The 20,743-nt window shown below is 68.3% G+C and carries 19 protein-coding genes and 1 pseudogene; 8 read left to right on the plus strand and 12 right to left on the minus strand.

Annotated features, from left to right (window positions below):
- Window positions 1-134: 134 nt before the first annotated feature.
- Entirely contained in the window at window positions 135-2,117 is a 1,983-nt protein-coding gene (locus ASC64_RS12465) for a glycoside hydrolase family 15 protein (RefSeq protein ID WP_235563714.1), read from the plus strand.
- Window positions 2,111-2,797: a ZIP family metal transporter gene (locus ASC64_RS12470; protein WP_056907816.1), complete on the plus strand. Its 687-nt coding sequence runs from the start codon at window positions 2,111-2,113 to the stop codon at window positions 2,795-2,797. Before ASC64_RS12465 ends, ASC64_RS12470 begins: the two co-directional genes overlap by 7 nt.
- Window positions 2,798-2,958: 161 nt before the next feature.
- Here the strand turns inward: ASC64_RS12470 and ASC64_RS12475 are convergent, their stop codons facing one another.
- From ASC64_RS12475 to ASC64_RS12510, 10 genes are all read right to left on the minus strand, one after another.
- Complete coding sequence (locus ASC64_RS12475; protein WP_156385163.1) at window positions 2,959-3,489, minus strand: hypothetical protein; 531 nt, start codon at window positions 3,487-3,489, stop codon at window positions 2,959-2,961.
- 163 nt (window positions 3,490-3,652) lie between these two features.
- Entirely contained in the window at window positions 3,653-4,075 is a 423-nt protein-coding gene (locus ASC64_RS12480) for a hypothetical protein (protein ID WP_156385164.1), read from the minus strand.
- An 814-nt stretch (window positions 4,076-4,889) separates the two neighbouring features.
- On the minus strand, window positions 4,890-5,540 hold the full coding sequence (locus tag ASC64_RS23170) for a DUF488 domain-containing protein (protein ID WP_200937695.1): 651 nt from the start codon (window positions 5,538-5,540) through the stop codon (window positions 4,890-4,892).
- Between the two features lie 162 nt (window positions 5,541-5,702).
- Window positions 5,703-6,017 carry a hypothetical protein gene (locus ASC64_RS22085; protein WP_156385165.1) on the minus strand — a complete coding sequence of 105 codons (315 nt, stop codon included), beginning with the start codon at window positions 6,015-6,017 and terminating at the stop codon, window positions 5,703-5,705.
- Between the two features lie 82 nt (window positions 6,018-6,099).
- Window positions 6,100-6,501: an FAD-dependent oxidoreductase gene (locus ASC64_RS23095; RefSeq protein ID WP_082550411.1), complete on the minus strand. Its 402-nt coding sequence runs from the start codon at window positions 6,499-6,501 to the stop codon at window positions 6,100-6,102.
- Between the two features lie 5 nt (window positions 6,502-6,506).
- Window positions 6,507-7,145 (minus strand): TraR/DksA family transcriptional regulator, encoded by a 639-nt coding sequence (locus tag ASC64_RS12490; protein ID WP_056907820.1) that lies wholly within the window; start codon window positions 7,143-7,145, stop codon window positions 6,507-6,509.
- Between the two features lie 93 nt (window positions 7,146-7,238).
- Window positions 7,239-7,412: a hypothetical protein gene (locus tag ASC64_RS12495; protein ID WP_156385166.1), complete on the minus strand. Its 174-nt coding sequence runs from the start codon at window positions 7,410-7,412 to the stop codon at window positions 7,239-7,241.
- 225 nt (window positions 7,413-7,637) lie between these two features.
- Entirely contained in the window at window positions 7,638-8,840 is a 1,203-nt protein-coding gene (locus tag ASC64_RS12500; protein WP_056907822.1) for an NAD(P)/FAD-dependent oxidoreductase, read from the minus strand.
- Window positions 8,837-9,448 carry a GTP cyclohydrolase I FolE gene (gene folE, locus ASC64_RS12505; protein WP_235563716.1) on the minus strand — a complete coding sequence of 204 codons (612 nt, stop codon included), beginning with the start codon at window positions 9,446-9,448 and terminating at the stop codon, window positions 8,837-8,839. Before folE ends, ASC64_RS12500 begins: the two co-directional genes overlap by 4 nt.
- 14 nt (window positions 9,449-9,462) lie before the next feature.
- A complete protein-coding gene (locus ASC64_RS12510; RefSeq protein ID WP_056907824.1) occupies window positions 9,463-9,885 on the minus strand; it encodes a DoxX family membrane protein in 423 nt (140 codons plus the stop codon).
- A 407-nt stretch (window positions 9,886-10,292) separates the two neighbouring features.
- Between ASC64_RS12510 and ctaD the strand changes: the two are divergent.
- The 4 genes and pseudogenes from ctaD (at window position 10,293) to ASC64_RS12535 (ending at window position 16,493) form a co-directional block, all read left to right on the plus strand.
- A pseudogene (gene ctaD / locus ASC64_RS12515) lies at window positions 10,293-12,105 on the plus strand (cytochrome c oxidase subunit I).
- A 400-nt stretch (window positions 12,106-12,505) separates the two neighbouring features.
- Window positions 12,506-15,256 carry a pyruvate dehydrogenase (acetyl-transferring), homodimeric type gene (gene aceE, locus ASC64_RS12520; RefSeq protein WP_056907825.1) on the plus strand — a complete coding sequence of 917 codons (2,751 nt, stop codon included), beginning with the start codon at window positions 12,506-12,508 and terminating at the stop codon, window positions 15,254-15,256.
- 344 nt (window positions 15,257-15,600) lie between these two features.
- On the plus strand, window positions 15,601-16,254 hold the full coding sequence (locus tag ASC64_RS12530) for an RNA polymerase sigma factor (RefSeq protein WP_056907827.1): 654 nt from the start codon (window positions 15,601-15,603) through the stop codon (window positions 16,252-16,254).
- Window positions 16,251-16,493 (plus strand): hypothetical protein, encoded by a 243-nt coding sequence (locus ASC64_RS12535; RefSeq protein WP_056907828.1) that lies wholly within the window; start codon window positions 16,251-16,253, stop codon window positions 16,491-16,493. Before ASC64_RS12530 ends, ASC64_RS12535 begins: the two co-directional genes overlap by 4 nt.
- A 762-nt stretch (window positions 16,494-17,255) precedes the next feature.
- Here the strand turns inward: ASC64_RS12535 and ASC64_RS12540 are convergent.
- Complete coding sequence (locus ASC64_RS12540) at window positions 17,256-18,092, minus strand: universal stress protein (protein WP_082550413.1); 837 nt, start codon at window positions 18,090-18,092, stop codon at window positions 17,256-17,258.
- Between the two features lie 234 nt (window positions 18,093-18,326).
- Window positions 18,327-19,061 carry a hypothetical protein gene (locus ASC64_RS12545; protein WP_056907830.1) on the minus strand — a complete coding sequence of 245 codons (735 nt, stop codon included), beginning with the start codon at window positions 19,059-19,061 and terminating at the stop codon, window positions 18,327-18,329.
- A 225-nt stretch (window positions 19,062-19,286) separates the two neighbouring features.
- On the opposite strand from ASC64_RS12545, the gene ASC64_RS12550 reads away from it, so the two are divergent.
- Window positions 19,287-19,655 carry a DUF488 domain-containing protein gene (locus ASC64_RS12550; RefSeq protein WP_235563718.1) on the plus strand — a complete coding sequence of 123 codons (369 nt, stop codon included), beginning with the start codon at window positions 19,287-19,289 and terminating at the stop codon, window positions 19,653-19,655.
- Window positions 19,656-19,789: 134 nt separating this feature from the next.
- Window positions 19,790-20,695, plus strand: a complete 906-nt coding sequence (locus ASC64_RS12555; RefSeq protein WP_082550414.1) for a slipin family protein — start codon at window positions 19,790-19,792, stop codon at window positions 20,693-20,695.
- The last annotated feature ends 48 nt before the right edge of the window (window positions 20,696-20,743 follow it).

Here is a 20,743-nt window from a genome sequence, read left to right on the forward strand (position 1 = left end):
CCGGCGAGCGTGCCAGCACGCTCCAGGCGACAAACGTCGCAGGCACCGTCCACCCGTGACCGATGCATGCGATAGCGCATGTACTTCGGCACGGGCGGGTACGTCTCCATCCCCGAGGACGAGGAGGAAGCATCGTGCGAGCACTGACGCCCGCCACGCCGGTGGCGCCGATCGAGGACTACGCCCTGATCGGCGACCTGCACACCGCGGCGCTGGTGAGCCGGGACGGATCGATTGACTGGCTGTGCCTTCCACGCTTCGACTCTGCTGCCTGCTTCGCCGCACTCCTCGGAGGCGAGGACGCCGGCCACTGGACGATCCGCCCTGACCGCACGAGCCCCGCGGGGCACCGCGAGTCGGCGTCGGCCCCCACGAGCCGCGACTACGACGCTCACAGCCTGGTGCTGCGCACGCGGTGGGAGGACGAACAAGGCGCTGTCGACGTGGTCGACTTCATGCCGCCGCGAGGCGAGGCCGCGGACGTCGTACGCCTCGTCGAAGGTGTCCGAGGATCGATCGACATGACGTCCGTCATCCGTCTCAGGTTCGACCACGGACGCGTGCGGCCGTGGGTGCGCCCCGGTGAGTCCCGCTCCGACACAGACGCTGGCACTCGATCCGTCGGGGATGCCGAGAACGCATCGCGTGGCGGGGACACGCGATCCACGCCGGCACGCCTGTTCACCGCCGTGGCGGGCCCTGACGCGGTCTGGTTGCGCGCCGACGTGGCGATGGAGCTGGACGACGACGCCATCTCCTCGCGGTTCTCGGTGCGCGCCGGGGAGCGGGTCGCGTTCGTGCTGACCCACCGGCCCTCACACGAACCGCAGCCCGAACCAGCACATCCCGACGCCGCCCTGGCCGAGACGATCGACTACTGGGCGGACTGGCTCGAGCGGTGCACCTACACAGGTCCATGGACGCACGAGGTCCGCCGCTCACTGCTGCTGCTCAAGGCGCTGACCTACGCTCCCACCGGCGGCATCGTCGCAGCCGCCACCACGTCCCTGCCGGAGGAGATCGGCGGCGTCCGCAACTGGGACTACCGCTACTGCTGGTTGCGCGACGCGAGCTTCACTCTCCAAGCCCTGCTCAAGACCGGCTACACCGAGGAAGCGCGTGCGTGGCGAGAATGGCTGGTTCGCGCGGTCGCCGGTGACCCCGCCCAGCTGCAGATCATGTACGGACTCGATGGCACACCCTGGCTGCCCGAGCTCACCGTGCCCTGGCTGGATGGCTACGCCGGGTCCCGACCGGTGCGCATCGGCAACGCAGCCTCCGCACAGCGCCAGCTCGACGTGTGGGGCGAGGCCCTCGACGGCCTCTACCAGGCCCGAGAAGCTGGGCTGGACAGCGTCGACGCCGCCTGGACCCTGCAACGGGCGCTGCTCGACTGGCTGGAAGGTCACTGGGACGAGCCCGACAACGGCCTGTGGGAGATGCGCGGCCCACGCCGCCACTTCACCCACTCCAAGGTCATGGCGTGGGCAGGTGTCGACCGCGCCGTCCGCAGCATCGAACGGCACGGCCTCGACGGCCCCGCCGAGCGCTGGCGCAACCTCGCCGAGCGGATCCACAACGATGTGTGCACGCGCGGCTACGACCCCGACCGCAACACCTTCACCCAGTTCTACGGCTCGACCGGCCTCGACGCCTCGCTGCTGCTGATGCCCAAGGTCGGCTTCCTCCCCTGGACCGACTCCCGCATCATCGGGACAGTGCGTGCCGTCGAGACCGAGCTGCGCCGCGACGGCCACCTGTTGCGCTACGACCCCACCGCCGACGGCGGCCCCGACGGGCTTCCCGGCACCGAAGCCCCGTTCGTGGCGTGCGGGTTCTGGTTGGTCGAGGCCCTGCACGCCACTGGCCAGACCGACCGCGCGGCGCGCCAATTCGATGAGTTGCTCGCACTGCGCAACGACGTCGGCATGCTCAGCGAGGAGTACGACCCGGGCACCCGCGCACACCTGGGCAACACCCCGCAAGCCTTCAGCCTTGTGGGTCTCGTCAATGCAGCCCTCCGCCTGTCCGAGACGCCTCATTCGGCCAACCACGTCCCTTCGACCGGACCGGATGACGGGACATCCCTCCACGAGACCGCGAGGACGCCATGGTGACCACGCTCGCCTACGCTCTCGGCGCCTCCCTCCCTCTCGTCGTCGGCGCCGCCGTGGGGGTGCGGTGGGAGCCACCGAAACATCTCGTCGCGTCCGTCCTCGCCTTCGCCGCCGGCGCCCTCATCGTCTCCACGTCCTTCGAGCTGTTCGAGCCGGCGTACGCGGGCGGAGGTCCGTGGCGATCTGGCGCCATGTTCGCCGCCGGTGCCATCGTCTTCGTGGCAGCGGACACGTGGCTCGACCACCGCTACCAGCACAGCGCCGCCGGCATAGCCCTGCTCGCCGGCGTCACCTTGGACGGCATCCCGGAGAACACGGCCCTCGGCGTGTCCCTCAACGACTCAGCCAGCGTCGCGCTGCTCGTCGCCGTGTTCGTCAGCAACTTCCCGGAGGCCCTCGCCGGCGCCCGCAGCATGATGGACCGCGGCCGCAGCGCACGGACCGTGGTCCTGGTGTGGGCAGCAGCGACGGTGCTGCTCGCCGCCGCGGTCTTCCTCGGGAAGTACCTGTTCGCGGGCGCCGGACCCGCCGCGCTGTCCTATCCGTTGGCGTTCGCGGGTGGCGCCGTCCTCGCATCGGTGATCGACACCCTCGCCCCCGAGGCCTTCGGCGAAGGCGGACCCGTCATCGCCCTGGCCAGCGCGGCCGGCTTCGTCACCGGCTACCTGCTGAGCGCATGACCCGCGAGAGAACGTCGAGGACGAGACGGTCGCCTCCATCACCGCGCTCGCCGCAGGAGCCATCCTGGCGATGGTCGCCGACACCATGATCCCCGAAGCCTTCGAACGAACTCACCTGTACGCCGGTCTCATCGCCACCATCGGCTTCATGCTGGCATTCATCATCGAGCGCGCCGCCTGATCGACACCAGCCGGTTCGCAACGACAGGACCAGCGCGCCCGAGCAGCTCACGTCCAACCCAGCGGGCCGACTGCCCAGCTGGCGTCCCGCGCGGTCCCGTCATCGACAGCGGCACCCCATGGCGCGCGGCGGTGGGAGCGACGACGTCGACGTCGGCGTACGGACCCTTCTGCGCTTCGACGGGGACGAGCATGTCGACGAGCTCACCGTCGGTGATGTCGAGGGTGAGCTCGACGAAGGAGCCCGCCGATAGATCGCGGGCCGGCACGGACACGATCGGTGCGTCGAGCAGGTCCACAGGCGCCCGCGGTGGTAGCCGGATGATGTCGGCAAGTACCGCGGTGCGGACCGGGGTTGCCTCGCTCTTGATGGAGGCGGCGGTCATCGCGTGCGGGCTGAGTTCGGTGTTGAGGAGCGTGCCAACGACGCGCCCGTGTCCCTTGCCATCGACGACGATGGCGAATCCGTGTGCGTCGACCTGCTCGGTGCGCGCGTTGGTTCCGATCGCCACCGAGGCCCGCTCGGAGAGGGCACCGCGGCAGTCAGCGGAACAGGCTGAGACGAGGACACACGCGAGCAGCAGGGCCCCGACCACGCGGTTCGGACGGCGCCTGGCAGCGGCTCTGGACCGGCGTGCTGAGGACCGGATACGTCGCGTCACCCGCCCGCGGCAATCAGGTTGCGAAGACCTCAACCGTGAACTCCTCGGCTGCGTCCGGGTGGCCGGTGGGGTAGACCTTGGCCACGTGTCTCCCGTCTTCACGGGGCGCGGCGCGCCCGTCTCCGCGGCCGTGCGGGGGCGCCTCCACGGCGAAGACGTCATCGCCCTCGGGATCCACCAGACGGAGCTGGTAACCGACGTCGGCATCGTTCTCGAGCACAACGGCGACCGCTTCCCCGGCCTCGGCCTCGAGGTCGGGTGACGCGTCCACCTGTCCGTCCGCTGACACGTGGAACCGCACGGTCGGCGGGTTGAGGGGGACGTCGTTCTCGGCTCGTTCACCCAGCGGCGCGGCACCGGTTGTTCCCTCTTCGCCGCACGAGGAGAGAAGCCCGGCCAGGACCAGGCACACGGCGATCATCAGCACCGTCAGCAACCGCCCCGGTCGTTCGCGGCCCCGGCCCGGTCTGACGCGGCGAAGGCGCGGGAGGTCGGTCGTGGGACATCGGCTCGTCGACGTGGTGGGCATGCTTCCACCTGTACCAAGTTGCCGGTGAGAAGGAGCAGTTCCACCTGCGTGCGGACGGCATGTGCACCCACCCGCGGCGGCGTTCGCCTGCCGCGTTCGGACCGCGTGCGAGCGTGAAGGTCACGGCACGGTAACCATCTCGTGACGGTTGGTAACGGCCTGAGCGTAGGCCCGGTTGCGCGCGCCGATGAGTGCGCAATGGTGGAGACAGGCCCCAACAACGAGGAGTTGAGACAATCCATGCTCACGCTCAGTGCTGACGCTCATAAGGCTGTCGCTGCCATCTCACGGTCGACCGCTCCCCACCACGCACCGGGACTGCGCATCTGTCGCAGAGCCGACCGACCCACGTTCTCGGTCAAGCGCGCGGTGGCGCCCGTTGAGACTGATCAAGTCGTCGAGCATGACGGGGCCCGCGTTTTCCTGGCGCCGATCGCTGCGCTGCGGTTCAACGACAGCGTGCTCCACGTCCGACGCGACGAGCTGAACCGTCTGCAATTCGTCGTTCGCGCCGCCTGAGCATCCCACTGAGCTGGGTCGTGCCGCCCGGACGCCGCAAGCCTCTTGGCTCAAGGACGACAGAGCCCCTGAACTGCGGAAACACTGCGAACGACCACGAATTGGCAGCCGCTACCCTTGTCTGAGTCCGGTCTGACGTGGTCAGTCTTGCCAGGGTTTCTCGTGCAGCCACCGTCCCCGCCTTTCGGAGGACGGCGGCCTGTCAAGGAGTGTCCGGTGGACGGGGCGAAAGCGACATGTCACGGCGACACTGCGGCTGATCACCCTCGGAGGCATGTGTCGGTTCGCTGACGACCAACACGTGGACAGGCGTGCGGCCGACTGCGAAGGCACTCGAACGGGCCGGGGGGCGATTCACTCGGGCGGGTCGACCAAGTCGTAGCGCAACCCCTCGGCGCAGACTCGGGCTCCCGCGGCCGGGACGTGCGCGGTCAGCTTGTCGTCGTGACCCAGGTGTTGCACCGGTGTCCCACAGAGGAGGGGCGACTACGTCAGCGATGAGGATGCGGTGGCAGCGCCACCACAGCGACTGACTGCACATGACCGCGACGCGTCCTTCGGGGCCAGCCAGAACGTCTGCGATCAAGTCGCGGATCGCTGCACCGAGCTCTTCGGTGCGCGTGTGGGCTGCATAGGCGCGGAACGCCTCCACCTGCCACCACGCATCGGTACCTTCGACGTCTGGGGGCACGCGACGCCGTCCCCCGAGTCGCGGCTCCCACCGGTAGGCGATGCCGCCGGCGGGCAGCCAGTGCTGGACCTGCTCCTGAGCCACGTGGGGGTGACGTCGACTGCCCGGGAATCGTCGCACGTCCACGACCAAGCCGACGTGAGCATCGCCCGACAACGTCATCAGCTGCGACTGGGGACGCTTCGCCGTGCCCGAGGGTGAGCAAGGTCGTCATCGGCTCGACCTCATGTTCGCTCCCGTTCACCCCGACGACCGTCCTCCTCCGAGGCCTTACCCCGCTCTCCCCCGGTTCCTCGCAGCGTGCAATGCGCGATCACGGGTGGTTCAGGGTCGCCCTGGTCGCTGCCGCATCCCGCGCGCGGCGTCCGCTGCGGCGGCTGAGAAGTAGACGGCCAATCCCATGAACACCGCGATCAGCGCGGCAAGAAGCGCTCGTGACGGGCCGTCGTCGGTGCGGGGAGTCACGACGAACGCGGCCAGAGGGACCAGCACCGCGCAGGATCCTGCGACGGCGAGGTAGGACCAGAACCGCAGCTCTCGACGCGACCTGACCCGCGGTGCGTTGGCCGCAGCGCGGCTGGTGGCGGTGGACGTGGGGAACGTGTGGCTGCGGGTGGGTGGCTGAGGCGTGTCGTGCATGACGACGTCCCTTCTTAAGAGTCAACGGGCCGGGGGTTCATCCCCGTCTCGTCGGCGGAAATTGCGGAAGTGCGCGCGTTGATCAGGGCAGCGGGGCGAACGGCGACAGGTCAGGCGCGGCGGTGCCGGACGCCATCTGGTAGGCGAGGAGCTTCCCGGTCAGGGTCCGAGCGCGACGCCCCACATGCCGTGTCCTCCGGCCACGAAGAATCGCGGTGTGGTGTGGCCCCCATGGGTGCGAGGCCGTCGGCGGCGCAGGGCCGGGAGCCGCACCACGAGTCGCGGCGTTCATCCAGATTTGCCCCGCCGGTTCGGGAAGCGGCGCGGTCAGTGCAGGCGTGAGCCATCCGGCGTTGCCCCGCGATGCGCCCGCGGCGACGTGGCGGCGGTCGTCGACGGTGACGCGGAAGCCGTGAACCTGCAGGAACCAGGCGGTGGAGAGCCCGACCATCCCGCCGCCGATCACGGCGACGCGCTGAGGCATGGGGTTCACCTTCCGGGGGTGGGAACGGGGCTGAGAACGGGGCGATCGGGGGGGTCGCACACGGTGCACGTGATGACCCAGGGCTGCGCGGCGAGTCGATCCGGAGGGATGAGGGCTCCGCAGCGGGCACAGATGCCGTACACGTCTTCGCGCAGGCGTTGGCGGGCCGTGCGGACCTGCTTGAGGATCCACTCGACGGTTTCCTGGTGCGCGGCCGCGACGACGTTGCCCGGAGCCGCAGGCAACGCATCGAGCTGCGCCTGTCGGGCCTTCTCGAGCTGTGCCAGGTGGTTGTCGATGCCGTCGGGTGTGGTGAGCTGATCGGCAGTCGCTTGAGGCAGGGCGCGCAGGCGGGCGCTCGGCCCGGCCACCGGTCTCGACATGCCGTCGCGGCGGGTGGACTCAGTGCCACGTTCAGACCGTGCCTTGGTGATGGGGGCGGGTGTGGGCGTCAGCTCGTTCGCACGTGGCTCCGCGTCGACGGTCGCGACCGGGTGGCAGGCAGCAGCGACGTGCTGATCTGCCGCGTCGTAGCCGTGTTCGTGGTGGTCGAGCGGGTCACGGAGTGCGGCGCTGGCGCGCCCCTCGGGGGTTGCGCGGTAGTCGTGCGGTTCGGTGACAAGGAAGAGCGAGTAGGCGGGCATGGTCGGTCCTTGGCAGCATCACGCAGCCGCAGTGGTCGCGGGTGCGCGAGGGGACGGGTACGCCGCTACGCGGGGCACCCTGGGGTAGTCACCTCAGGACGGGACCGGGGGGGCGCGGTCGACGCTGCGTCGCAGCACGTCGAGACCGCTGATGCCGCGGGCTTCTTCGCTCAGCTCGAGGGCGAGCAGCGCAGCGCCGAACGGCACATGTGGGGGCAGGTAGGAACTGTCGGACATCGCCGACTCGAGCACCGTGTTCCCCTCCATGTCATGGACCATAGCAACGTTCCTGCCGAAAGCCAGTCGGCGATCCAGCTCACGCGCCGAAACCCTCAGGGGCGGCTCCACGAGCGTTCTGACGGGTACGTAGATCACGGTCTCGGACGGTCCGCTCCGCCCTTTCGGCCGCCACCACCTGCCACCAACCTCGCCGTCGAACAGGGACCAGCGTGACGCCGAACGCGCACGTGGAGCAGAGGCGATAGCGGCCCTTCAGACCCCGTTGAGGGCGTCCTCCAAAGTCACCGAAGTGTCGCGGGTGGCGGCCGTAGCGCGGCGACCGACGAGCCCCCGCAGCAGGTTGACGGCGTCCCAGTCGTTGGCGTGCATCCCAGCTGCGACACAGTCGTCGCTGATCCACAGGGCAGTGAAGGTGCGGTTGGCAAGGCTGCCGCGGATCACAACCTCGTCGTATCCCCGAGGTCCGACGTGGCCGACGTACTCGATGCCGAGGTCGTATTGGTCGGTGAAGAAGTAGGGCTGACGGAGGTACGGCTGGTCGTCGCCGAGCATGACACGTGCGGCGTGCTTGCCTTGGTGGATGGCGGCGTCCCAGTGCTCGACGCGCAAGCGCCCGTGCAGCGGGTGATCGTGGTTCGCGACATCGCCGGCGGAGTACACGTGAGGGTCGCTCGCGCGCAACCGCGCATCGACCATGACACCGTGGTCGGTGGCCAGCCCTGCCCTCGCGGCCAGCGCGTCGTCGGGGTCGGCGCCGATGCCGACCAAGATCAAGTCGGGTGTGACGACCGCGCCGTCGTCGAGCCGCACCGTGGTGCATCCGGCCGCGTGCTCGACCCCGGAGATGCCCACTCCGAGCCGAAGGTCCACCCCGTGCTCGCGGTGCAGGTCGGCGACCATCGGAGCGACCTCTTGGCCGAGCACCCGCACCAGAGGCAGGGTCGCGCTCTCGACGACGGTCACGGTCCCACCGGCCTGCCGGGCTGCCGCGGCCACCTCGAGCCCGATCCAGCCGCCGCCGATGATGAGCAGGTGCTCGGTGAGCCGAGGCGCGAGCGCCAGCGCGTCGTCCAGCGTGCGCAGGTAGACCACCTCGGCACCCGAGGTGTCGGCCATCGGCAGCCGGCGCGGCCGGGCGCCAGTAGCGAGGAGCAACCGGTCGTAGGACAGCTGCCGATCGCGGACAGTGAGGTGGCTGGTGTCGAGGTCGATCTCGGTGACGGGTGCGCCCGTGACCAGGTCGACCTGGTGGTTGGCATACCACGCGGTGGGGTGGGTGAAGACCGAGTCAGGGTCCGCGGTGCCGAGCAGCAGACCTTTGGAGAGGGGCGGCCGTTCGTACGGCCGGTGGGGTTCTTCGCCGATGAGGGTGATGTCGCCGCTGTAGCCCTGTGCGCGGAGCTCCTCGGCGGCATTGGCGCCGGCGAGGCCGGCGCCGACGATGACAATGTTCATGGGGTGCTCCTGGTGAGGGCGAGGAACTCGGCGCGGGTGCGGGGGTCGTCGCGCAGGTGACCGAAGAGGGCGGAGGTGGTGGTGCGCGCACCGGGCGTGCGTGCGCCCCGCAAGCCCATGCAGGTGTGCTCGGCCTCCATCACCACGCCCACTCCTCGAGGGCTGAGCTCGCTGCGGAGGTGGTCGGCGATGCGCTTCGTCAGGCGCTCCTGGGTCTGAGGGCGTCGTGCGTGCAGCTCCACCATGCGAGCGAGCTTGGAGAGCCCGACGATGCGCTCACCGGGGATGTAGCCGACATGGGCGACTCCGACGAACGGCAGCATGTGGTGCTCGCACATCGACTGCACCCGGATGTCGCGGACCAGGACGAGCTCGTCGTAGTCGTCGTCGTTGGGGAAGGTAGTGAGCTCGAAGTCCGCGCCGCTGGTCATCTCGATCAGCGCGTGCGCCATCCGGCGCGGTGTCTCGGCGAGGTTGTCGTCGCTCAGGTCCAGCCCCAACGCGGTGAGCAGGGCCGCTGCTGCCTGCTCGACCGCGGGAGCATCAGCGTGTGGCTGCAGGTGCGTGACACGCGGACGCCATCGGGAGACCCCGCCATCCTCGGGCACGGACGCCACGCTGTTCATGCCGTGGCCGAGTGCCGGCCGAAGGCCAAGGCTGCCAGGGCGAGTGCGCTCACCAGCAGGCCGAAGTCGCGCAGGGCGACGTCGTAGTACTCGCCCATCGTGACCAGGTTGACGATGATTCCCGCGAGCCAGCCGGCCACCAGCAGCGCACCGAACCGCGGCACCACAGCAACCGCGATGCCGGCCACCACTTCGATGACGCCGACGGCGAGCATGGCCTGGTGGGCAGGACCCGGCACAAGGTCGTCGATCCAGGGCGCCAGGTACTGGTCCCAGTCGGTGAGGAGCCCGAGGAACTTGTCAAGCCCGAACGCGATGGGCGCAATGGTGAACACGGTGCGCAGCAGCTGGTAGGCCCGATCGGCTCCGGCTCCAGACCCGGTTCGCATGACGGGGTGAGACGTGGTGGCGGCGGTCATCAGGGAGCTCCGTTTCTCGTTGCCTCCACCGGGTGCGGAGGCGAGTCACTGGGCCTCGTCTCACGAGACCCTGTCTTGTTGGTGTGCGGCGGGCCACGATCCTTACCCCGCATCCGACGACCAAGGCGGCACCACCCCATCGCCGGCACTTCCCGCGAGGCCCCGTTGCCGGACGCCAGCAGGTCCGAGGGCACTTGTCCGCCGTCCAGGAGCAGTGCCAGGGACTCGTCGATGAACCAGTCTGAGCAGCGCTGGCACGCCACCCACCAGGTGACAGCCCGGCTGTTCGTGTCCGCACGTTGACGCAGTGCCTGCCCAAGGAGCCTTCAGTGAACCGGACGCGCGGCCCACGCCGGTCGGCCCCCGCCGCGCCGTCACCCACCTTGAACAGCGACCACGTGGACGCAGTGAAGCCGACAACCGCCCGCGACGGGGAGGTCCCGCTGAGGCGGTCGATCGTGCGGCTCCTGACCTCGACGGACCACAAGGTCATCGGCAAGCTGTACCTGGCGACGTCATTCGCCTGGTTCATGATCGGCGGAGTGATGGCCATGGTCATGCGCTCGGAGCTGGCCTACCCCGGTCAGCAGGTCGTCAACGAGGAGCTCTACAACCAGCTGTTCACGATGCACGGCACGATCATGTTGCTGCTCTTCGCGACACCGCTGTTCTTCGGCTTCGCCAACGTGATCATGCCGCTGCAGATCGGCGCCCCCGACGTCGCGTTCCCGCGCCTCAACATGTTCAGCTACTGGCTGTTCCTCTTCGGTGGCCTCATCGCCGCCTCGGGCTTCGTCACCCCACAAGGTGCAGCCAGTTTCGGGTGGTTCGCCTACGCACCGCTCAACGACGCGGTGCGGAGCCCCAGTGTGGGCGGAGACCTGTGGGTGATGGGACTGTGGATGGCGGGCCTCGGCACCATTCTGGGTGCGGTCAACCTCATCACCACCGTCATCTGCATGCGCGCGCCCGGCATGACCATGTTCCGGATGCCGATCTTCGTGTGGAACACACTCATCACCAGCATGCTCGTGCTCATCGCCTTCCCCATGCTGGGCGGCGCGCTGCTGATGCTTGAAGCTGATCGACAGCTCGGTGCCCACGTCTTCGACCCCTCACACGGCGGGCCGGTCCTGTGGCAGCACCTGTTCTGGTTCTTCGGCCACCCGGAGGTCTACATCATCGCGCTACCGTTCTTCGGCATCGTCACAGAGGTGCTGCCGGTCTTCAGCCGCAAACCTGTGTTCGGCTACATCGGCCTGGTCGGTGCCACGAACGCGATCGCCGCGTTGTCCGTGTCGGTGTGGGCACACCACATGTTCGTCACCGGCGCGGTCGACCTGCCGTTCTTCTCCGGCATGAGCTTCCTCATCGCGGTGCCCACAGGGATCAAGTTCTTCAACTGGATCGGCACGATGTGGGGCGGAAGCCTGTCCTTCGACACCCCGATGCTGTGGTCCATCGGCTTCCTCACCACCTTCCTGTTCGGTGGTCTCACCGGTGTCATCCTGGCCAGCCCGCCGCTGGACTTCCACGTCACGGACTCCTACTTCGTGGTCGCTCACTTCCACTACGTCGTGTTCGGCACCGTCGTGTTCGCGATGTTCGCCGGCTTCTACTTCTGGTGGCCGAAGATGACCGGCCGGATGCTCGACGAACGCCTCGGCAAGGTCCACTTCTGGCTCCTGTTCATCGGCTTCCACACCACGTTCCTGGTGCAGCACTGGCTGGGCGTCGAGGGCATGCCGCGTCGCTACGCCGACTACCTGCCGGCCGACGGGGGTGCAGCACTGGCTGGGCGTCGAGGGCATGCCGCGTCGCTACGCCGACTACCTGCCGGCCGACGGGTTCACCACGCTCAACCAGATCTCGACCGTGGGAGCGTTCCTGCTCGGCGCCTCGACGCTGCCGTTCCTCTACAACGTCTACGTCTCCACCAAGAGCCCCTTGGTCGAGGTCGACGACCCGTGGGGCTGGGGCCGCTCCCTGGAGTGGGCCACCAGCTGCCCGCCGCCGCGACACAACTTCCACTCCCTGCCTCGGATCCGCTCAGAGTCGCCAGCGTTCGACCTGCACCACCCCGAGGTCGTCGAGGGCGAACTCACCCAGGCGAGGTCCTCTGATGGATCACCGTTCGCTGACACCCCGGACCTGCAGGGCCGCACGGCAGTCCTTGCCCACGACAAGACAGCCGACAGCGACGCTGAAGACCCGCAATGAGCCGTCACCTGATACACCGGCTGGAACGGGCTCGAGCCCGTGGCTACGTTGCTGCGGTCCAGCAACGAAACGCGTCCACGTTGGCCGACCGTCCACGTCGCAGGCACTCCGGCAACGCGGCCAGAGTAGGGACATCGCAGACATCAACGGGTGGCTGCCCAGCCCTCGAAGCCCCGGAAGGACTCGCCATGTCAGCCCTGCGTCCAGCCGGATCCCGAGCCGGTCCTGCCCCTTCGCGCTCACGCAGTCGCGAAGGTTCCTCCGCGGGCTCCTCTGACCGAACGGGTCAGAGGAACCCGCGCACGGCTCTCACCCCGACGCGTGGGGCGTTGGGGTCGGGATCATCAGCCGGCCTCGTAGCGCGCCCTGCCCCACCCTCGCCGCCCGCTCGGACGAGCCGATGACCACTCTCAGCAACGGCGTCCCGTCCCAGCGGGCCAGTCGCGACACGCACGCCGACAATGACCCGGCGGAGACACTGGAGTGGGTGGAGTCCTTTGACGCGGTGGTCGACCATGCCGGCCCCGAGCGCGCGCGAGCCATCGTGCTCACCCTCCTGGACCGGGCCCGGCAGCGCCACGTCGCGTTGCCGCTCCTCAACCCATCCGACTACGTGAACTCGATCCACCACTCGCACGAACCGGCGTACCCGGGCGACAACGAGGTGGAACGACGGATCAGCGCCTACGTCCGCTGGAACGCGGCGATGATCGTCCACCGTGCCCAACGCCCCGGGCTCGGTGTCGGTGGACACATCTCCACGTACGCCTCGACCGAAACCCTGTACGAGGTGGCCTTCAACCACTTCTTCCACGGCCACGACGCGTCCGGCGGCGCGGACCAGGTCTACTTCCAAGGCCACGCCTCACCCGGCATCTACGCGCGCGCCTTCCTCGAAGGTCGACTCACCGAGAGCCAGCTGGACGGCTTTCGCCAGGAGGTCTCCCACAGTGGACCCGGGGCCGGTCTGCCGTCCTACCCGCACCCGCGCCTGATGCCGAAGTTCTGGGAGTTCACCAGCGTCTCCCTGGGCCTGGGACCCCTCAACGCGATCTACCAGGCCCGGTTCAACCGCTACCTCCGCGACCGCGGCATCAAGGACACCAGCGGCCAGCACGTCTGGGCGTTCCTGGGTGACGGGGAGATGGACGAGCCGGAAGCGCTGGGCGCCCTCGGAGTGGCAGCCCGGGAAGGACTCGACAACCTCACGTTCGTCATCAACTGCAACCTGCAACGCCTCGACGGCCCCGTACGCGGCAACGGCAAGGTCATCCAGGAGCTCGAGTCCTACTTCGCCGGAGCCGGCTGGAACGTCATCAAGGTCATCTGGGGAGGCGAGTGGGACCAGCTCCTGGACCGCGACCGCGACAACGCCCTGGTCCAGCTCCTCAACCAGGTACCCGATGGCGACTTCCAGACCTTCAAGTCCGAGTCCGGGGCCTTCGTACGCGACCATCTCTTCTCACGAGACCCACGCACCCTCGACATGGTCGCGAACATGACCGACAAGGAGCTCTGGGCGCTACGACGCGGCGGACACGACCCCCACAAGGTGTACGCGGCGTACGAGGCTGCCCTGAGGCACCGAGGCCAGCCCACGGTCGTACTCGCACAGACCATCAAGGGCTCGATGCTGGGACCGCACTTCGCGAGCCGCAACTCCACCCACCAGATGAAGAAGCTCAGTCCCGACGACCTGCGCGCCTTCCGCGACCGTCTCGACATCCCCCTGCTCGACCGCCAGCTCGACACCGACCTGCCGCCCTACGTCAGCCTGGACGCCGACTCGGTGGAGAGCCACTATCTCCACGAACGGCGCAGGAGTCTCGGCGGCTACCTCCCCCAGCGACGCGCAGCTGTCGATCAGAGGACCTTGCCGCGCGATGCGGCGTACGGCGTCGCAGCCAAGGGCTCCGGTCGACAGAAGGTCGCCACCACGATGGCCTTCGTCCGGTTGCTCAAGAGCCTCATGCGCGAGCCGGGCCTGGGGGAACGGTTCGTCCCGATCATCCCTGACGAAGCCCGCACGTTCGGTCTGGATGCGTTCTTCCCGAACAAGAAGATCTACTCCCCCCACGGGCAGAACTACCTCTCGGTCGACCGCGACCTGCTGCTGAGCTACCAAGAAGACACCCACGGGGTGCTGCTGCACGAAGGGATCACCGAAGCCGGTTGCGTGGCTTCGTGGACCGCGGCCGGAACGGCGTACGCGACGCACGGCGAGCCGATGATTCCGATCTACATGTTCTACTCGATGTTCGGCTTCCAGCGCACCGGGGACTTGCTGTGGGCGGCCGCAGACCAGCTGACGCGCGGGTTTCTGCTGGGCGCGACGGCAGGCCGGACGACGCTCAATGGTGAAGGGCTGCAGCACCAGGACGGCCATTCCCTGCTCCTCGCCTCCACCAACCCTGCCTGCGTTGCCTACGACCCGGCCTTCACCTTCGAGCTGGGACACATCGTCCGGGACGCGATCCGCCGGATGTATGGCGGGCTGCACGACGAGGACTTGGAAGAGGACGCCGACGTCTTCTACTACCTGACGCTCTACAACGAGCCGGTCCTCCAACCATCCGAACCCGCCGACGTGGACGTCGAAGGCATCCTCGCTGGAATGCACCTGTACTCCCGCGCCGCGATGCCCACGCCTGACGCAGTGCAGCTGTTGGCGTCCGGTATCGCAGTCCCGTGGGCGCTGGAGGCGCAGACCATGTTGCGCGACCACTGGGCCGTGCAGGCAGACGTCTGGTCGGTCACGTCCTGGACGGAGCTGCGTCGTGAAGCGCTGAGGATCGAGGCGTGGAACCGCGCGCACCCCGAGGAGAGGCCACGACTCCCCCATGTCACGAAGAAGCTGCACAAGCAAGGGCCGGTCGTAGCGGTGTCGGACTGGATGCGAGCCGTCCCCGACCAGATAGCGCCGTTCGTCCCCGGTGACTGGTCCTCCTTGGGCACCGACGGCTTCGGGATGTCCGACACCCGCGCCGCGCTGCGCCGACACTTCGCGGTCGACCCGCCGTCGATCGTGTTGCGAGCATTGGAACGGCTGGCGTGGCAGGGGAAGCTCGACCCCGCACTGCCTCGCAAGGCGAGGGACCGCTACTACGGGGACCATCCGGATTCCTCACCCAACCCAGACGGGCAGGAGTGAGGAGCCGTGAGCAGGAGCGCACCGGCTCTGTTGTGCGGGGTTCGGGTCCGCCTGCGATTTCACGAGTCCGCCGGAGGTAAGAACATGGTGGTGGCAGGACACCAACACACCATGACCCTTCACACGTCGCGAGACGCGGGCAGCTGCGGCAGCAGCCCGCCAACGGATGCTCGTACCTGGCGTCGGTGCCGCCTGGTCGAAGCGGGACTCCCCGAGGCCCTCGCGGACGCCGTCGCCGGCGAGCTGGCGTTCGACCTGCACGTGTTGCTCCAGCTCCTGGACCGCGGATGCCCGCCAGACCTGGCGGTCCGCATCGGTGCTCCCCTCGTGGAAGATGTGGACTTGTGACGACCGCGGAGCGAACGGCGGCAAGTGTGGGACCGCCGCTGGGAGACGACGCGTGGTGGTCGAACCTCACCGATGACGGCCCAGCTGGCAGAGAAGCGCTGGGCCGCCTGCATGAGCTGCTGCTCAGGGCCAGCCGCCACCAGGTGTGGCGGTTACGTGCGCTCCTGCCCGGCGCGGGTTCCTCGGAGATTGACGACCTTGCCCAGCAAGTGGCAGACGACGCCATGGTTGCGGTGCTGCGTCGCCTTCCCGCCTTCGAAGGACGCAGCCGCTTCACGACCTGGGCGTACAAGTTCGCCATCCTGCAAGCCGGTGTCGCCGTGCGCGGTCAGGCCTGGCGCAATCGAGAGGTGCCGTTGCCCGACACCCTCACCTTCGTGGACCCCAGTCCGTCGCCGGCCGCCACGAGCGAAGCAGCCCACCTGGCCAGAGCAGTCCAGAATGCGATCGCCACCCAGCTCACGCCCTATCAGCGCCGAGTGGTGCTCGCGCTGCTCGTCGAGGAGGTTCCCATCGACGTCTTGGCCGAACGCCTCGGAAGTAGTCGTAACGCCTTGTACAAGGCCCTCCATGACGCACGGCAACGGCTGCGGCACGCGCTCGTCGACGACGGACACCTCGCCGCAGGATCCGAGCGGAGCTCCACATGAACGACAACACGAACACGCTCAGCAGTGGCACGGTGGCCACCCTGGTCGTCGACACCGAGCCGTACCTCTCGTGTGACGACTGCTTCGAGCGGCTGGACCAGTTCGTTGACGCCCGCGTGGCTGACCCCAGCCACACCGACCTCGAGATGACCACCCACCTGGCTGGGTGCGGTGTGTGCGCCGAGGAAGCGAGCGCTCTGGAGGAGCTCGTGCGCATCCACGCGGCGCACGGCTCGTAGGCAACGTCACGCGCCCGACCCCTGGTGCCGTCATTGCCGAGGGCAGGCAGTACCACCGGCCCATCGCTGACGGAGAAGACCCTTACCCAGTGACGGATCGCTACGCGAGGGTGGGTGTTGTCCCCCTCCGCATCTGCAACCCGCGTGATCCGTACGAGGCCGGGATGGCGAGGTAGGGAGACGTCGGTGATCCGAGTACGAGCGGTGATGAACGAGCGGGTGGTCCCCGTCGACCAGCAGGACCTCACACCGCCGTGTCCCGTGCCAGGCGGGCAGAGCGCCCCGTCGGCCCAGACGTCCCTGCCACCCGACGAACGGCCGCGCCACGGTCCCCGTGACGGGCCGGCCGAGCACGAGTGGGACATCGTGGACGAGTGGGGTTGCGGCTCGTTCCCAGCAAGCGACCCGCCCGCGAACTGGTAGGTCGGTCGCACACCACACCTGACCCGTCTCGTCGGAGGGCATCACACACGTCAAACGAACATCGCACCGCGACCGACGTCACTCCAACGGTTCTGTGCGTCGCGAACCTCGAGCGCTCGATCGACCTCCACCGCGACGTCCTCGCGTGCGTCGGTCATCAGTACCTGATCTGGTCTGTCCCCCAGCGAGGACGACCTCGAGGAGGTGAGGGCTGGGTTGGGCGCACGTGGCGTCCCGCTGGACAGGTCCACCGTCGACAGCATCACCAGCCGAACAGGAACGGCGGACGGGTCCGCGTCGTCGTTCGCCGCTACGGCGTCACGAGCGCGGAGCGATTCTTCAGTGGACGACGGCAACAGGGCAGTGGGCCTGGTTCAGCACGTGATGGCTGACGGATCCGAGCAGTAGGCCGCTCACGACGCTGCGTCCCCGGGAGCCGGTCACGACCAGCGATGCACCAGCGGAGGTGTCGGTGAGCGCCTGGGCTGGTGGCACCGCGATGGTTTCCAGCTCGATCTCAACGTCAGGGAACTCGACATTGAGGTCTCGGACGTACTCGCGGAGCGCGAGGTCGGCTGCCTGTGAGCGTTGAGTCAGCTTGCTCGACAGGTGACCGCGGTCGTCGACATTGGCTCGACCGGGCCGCCAGGCGTGCACGGCGACCACGCGTTCGTGCGTGGCGTGAGCCCGTTGGCAGGCGAAATCCAGTGCAGCACGGCTCTGCCTCGAGCCGTCGACACCGACGATGATGCGTTCCGCCTCAGGACGTGGTGCGGCGCGTGCCACCACGACCGGGCAAGGTGCGTGTCGCACGATGTGCTGACTGACCGAGCGTCCTACCGCGTCTGCTGCCCAACCGTGCCTCTGGCTGCCCAGAACCAGCATGGTTGCCTCGCGTGCCGCTTCCAGGAGGACGGGTATGACCGAGCCCGCCTGCCGCTCGAACGTGCCGGTGCCGCGCGCGGAGGCGAGGATCTCCTCTGCACGCGAGACGATGTCATCACCACCCGTCGGGTCCGGACAGGCCGAGGTGTATGCGGTGTCGAAGTGGTCCGCCATGACCGCGCGGACCCGGTGCCCTTCGGGGCCTGCCGTCCTGGTCGCCCAGCGAAGGGCCACGTCGGCCTCCGCTGAGCCGTCGTACCCGACCACGATGGTTCCTGGGTCTCGATTCATGTGCCGGTCTCCTTCGCTCAGTGCACACGGAGCAGTGCCCGCTCGAACCAGCGTCACCTGTTCGCACGTCGCGCACGAGGACCAGACCGGGCCAACCTGGTCCGCTCCCCTTGCCGACCGTCGGCACATGGGCACCGCGTGGCTTGACGAACGTCTCCCAAAGCTCCTAGGTGACACACACCTTGCACTCGTCGGCCTCTTCGTGGCACCGCATACACGGGGCGCCACCCGTCTTCACGTGGGGTCACAGCCTCCGATGAGCTCGTCCCAGTTGATGACTGCTCGGTGGAAGTCGTCGACACGCATGTACGGCCAGGGGCTGTCGCCGGGCGCGGCCTCGACCAGCCACGCCGAGAAGGCCGCCGAGTTGCGTCGCGCGAGCTCATCGAGGATGGCTCGGCGCTCCTCGACGAGTGCCAGGCACGTGCGCCGGGAGGGGGAGGCGTGCAGCGCCTCGTAGGTCGCGCACCAGGCTCGACACAGCTCCTCGACGGTTCGCTGACACTCACGTGTGGGCTGGAAAGGAACGGGCCCTGGGTTGGAGCACGCCAGCGCCCACACAGTCGTGTCGATCCCCCGCGCCATGGCAGGTGGCATCGGAGACAACCGCCGCCTCGCAGCCGCGAGCACGTACGGCGACGCAGCCGCGACCGCGAGGATCACCGTGAGCGCCACCGCGCCGCCGACCAGGTGCAGGAAGCCACCTGTCGCCACGGCGGACAGACCCGCCCCGCCGACGGTGAACCAAGTTCTCCAGGCGCTGACGGGTGAGGGTGCCCGACGCTCGCGCATCTTCCTGACGAGCACTGCGCGGCCGCCCACGATCACGCCGGTGCCGAAGAGCAAGAGGACGGTCGAGAACGACAACGCGACGGCCCCCCACCACCCAGCAACGTGCAGGAACGCGACGACGACGACCCAACACACCCGATAGACACCGGCCTTCTCCGACCGCTGGCGACGACCCATGTCTTCACCGTGCCGACCAACCGAAGCCACGTCAGCGCCTACGTCCGGCCGTCACCACGCGGTCGTGGTTGCCGGACCCCGGACATCACGCGCACATGATGCCCGGTGGCAGCACCATTGCTGCCGCCCGGCAGTCAGAGGCAGATGTTCTCTTCTGCGCCCGTGCGATGGCACCAGTCGCTGCGAAGCGCACGATCATTGCCAGACGCCCTCTGGAGGTACCCCGTGCACACCCTGCCCGACGTCCGCTTGCGACGCATCTATGACGAGCCCACCGCAGACGACGGCATCCGCGTCCTCGTCGACCGGCGCTGGCCACGCGGCGTCAGCAAGGTCCGGGCCCAAGTGGACGAGTGGTGCGCAGATGTCGCCCCCTCCGACGAGCTCCGCACCTGGTTCGCGCACGTGGCGAGCCGCTACGAGGAGTTCGAGGCTCGTTACCGCGAAGAGCTGAAGGAACCAGGACGCGCTCATGCGCTTGGTCATCTGCTGGACATGGGCGCTCACGACCGGCTGACGCTCCTCACCGCAACCCGCGATGTTGACCGGAGCCAGGCAGCCGTCCTGTACGACCTTCTCACCGCGGGCGCCTGAGCCGTTCGGCGTAGACGTTGCCGGAGCCCGGCAAGTCGACCGGGTGGTGAGTGGCCGTACGCCACCCTGCTGCGGCCGGGTCACGGGGTGAAGGATGACGGGAGGGCTGACGCCCGCACTGAACGGAGACTCCCATGCCTGTTCTCTACCTCGTCCTCCTAGTGGTCGCGCTGTTGTCGATCCTCGCGGCGGCCAGTACCCGCGTCATCAAGCAGTACGAACGCGGAGTCATCTACCGGTTGGGGCAGGTACGCCGCGAACCTCTCTCACCGGGCCTCGTGATGATCGTTCCGTTCGTCGACAAGCTGCAGAAGGTCAACATGCAGATCGTCACGATGCCGGTCCCGGCACAAGATGGCATCACCCGGGACAACGTCACCGTGCGCGTGGACGCGGTCGTGTACTTCCGCGTCATGGATCCGATCCGAGCGGGCGTCGATGTCCAGGACTATCTCTCCGCGATCGGTCAGGTGGCCCAGACGTCGCTCCGGTCCATCATCGGCAAGAGCGACCTCGACGACCTGCTCTGCGACCGCGAACAGCTCAACCAGGGAATGGAGCTCATGATCGACAGCCCTGCGGAGGGTTGGGGGGTCCATATCGAACGAGTGGAGATCAAGGACGTCGCACTGCCCGAGTCGATGAAGCGCTCCATGTCACGTCAGGCCGAAGCCGAGCGCGAACGCCGCGCCAGGGTGATCATCGCCAACGGCGAGCTCCAGGCGTCGGAGGAGCTGGCGCAAGCGGCCGAGGTGATGGCCGAGCACCCGGCGGCGCTGCAACTGCGGCTGCTCCAGACCGTGGTGGAGGTTGCGGCCGAGAAGAACTCCACACTCGTACTTCCCTTTCCTGTCGAGCTGCTGCGGTTCCTTGAAAGGGCAACCCCCGCTGATCCTGCCGCGGCCACCTCGCCCACGGATGCGGCGGAGACGGAGGGACCCCGGGATGCAGGCACGATTCTCACCCGTCCCTCAAAGATCGCGGGACGGGCACAACAGCTCTCCGAAGCCACGACCCCGCGACTGGGCCTACTGCCATGATGGCTTCACGAGACGCCAACGGGTGAGGTGAGGAGGCGAGCCACGATG

The sequence above is a fragment of the Nocardioides sp. Root122 genome, from assembly GCF_001425025.1.
GTDB lineage: Bacteria > Actinomycetota > Actinomycetes > Propionibacteriales > Nocardioidaceae > Nocardioides.

What these genes read in the sequence shown, in the direction of transcription:
- ASC64_RS12555 (WP_082550414.1), top strand. Translation starts at nt 19,790, where the DNA reads ATGCCTGTTCTCTACCTCGTCCTCCTAGTGGTCGCGCTGTTGTCGATC.
- ASC64_RS12545 (WP_056907830.1), bottom strand. Translation starts at nt 19,061, where the DNA reads ATGGGTCGTCGCCAGCGGTCGGAGAAGGCCGGTGTCTATCGGGTGTGT.
- ASC64_RS12535 (WP_056907828.1), top strand. Translation starts at nt 16,251, where the DNA reads ATGAACGACAACACGAACACGCTCAGCAGTGGCACGGTGGCCACCCTG.
- aceE (WP_056907825.1), top strand. Translation starts at nt 12,506, where the DNA reads ATGACCACTCTCAGCAACGGCGTCCCGTCCCAGCGGGCCAGTCGCGAC.
- ASC64_RS23095 (WP_082550411.1), bottom strand. Translation starts at nt 6,501, where the DNA reads ATGCCTCAGCGCGTCGCCGTGATCGGCGGCGGGATGGTCGGGCTCTCC.
- ASC64_RS12470 (WP_056907816.1), top strand. Translation starts at nt 2,111, where the DNA reads ATGGTGACCACGCTCGCCTACGCTCTCGGCGCCTCCCTCCCTCTCGTC.
- ASC64_RS23170 (WP_200937695.1), bottom strand. Translation starts at nt 5,540, where the DNA reads ATGACGTTGTCGGGCGATGCTCACGTCGGCTTGGTCGTGGACGTGCGA.
- ASC64_RS12540 (WP_082550413.1), bottom strand. Translation starts at nt 18,092, where the DNA reads ATGAATCGAGACCCAGGAACCATCGTGGTCGGGTACGACGGCTCAGCG.
- ASC64_RS12490 (WP_056907820.1), bottom strand. Translation starts at nt 7,145, where the DNA reads ATGCCCGCCTACTCGCTCTTCCTTGTCACCGAACCGCACGACTACCGC.
- ASC64_RS12500 (WP_056907822.1), bottom strand. Translation starts at nt 8,840, where the DNA reads ATGAACATTGTCATCGTCGGCGCCGGCCTCGCCGGCGCCAATGCCGCC.
- ASC64_RS12510 (WP_056907824.1), bottom strand. Translation starts at nt 9,885, where the DNA reads ATGACCGCCGCCACCACGTCTCACCCCGTCATGCGAACCGGGTCTGGA.
- ASC64_RS12495 (WP_156385166.1), bottom strand. Translation starts at nt 7,412, where the DNA reads ATGGAGGGGAACACGGTGCTCGAGTCGGCGATGTCCGACAGTTCCTAC.
- ASC64_RS22085 (WP_156385165.1), bottom strand. Translation starts at nt 6,017, where the DNA reads ATGCACGACACGCCTCAGCCACCCACCCGCAGCCACACGTTCCCCACG.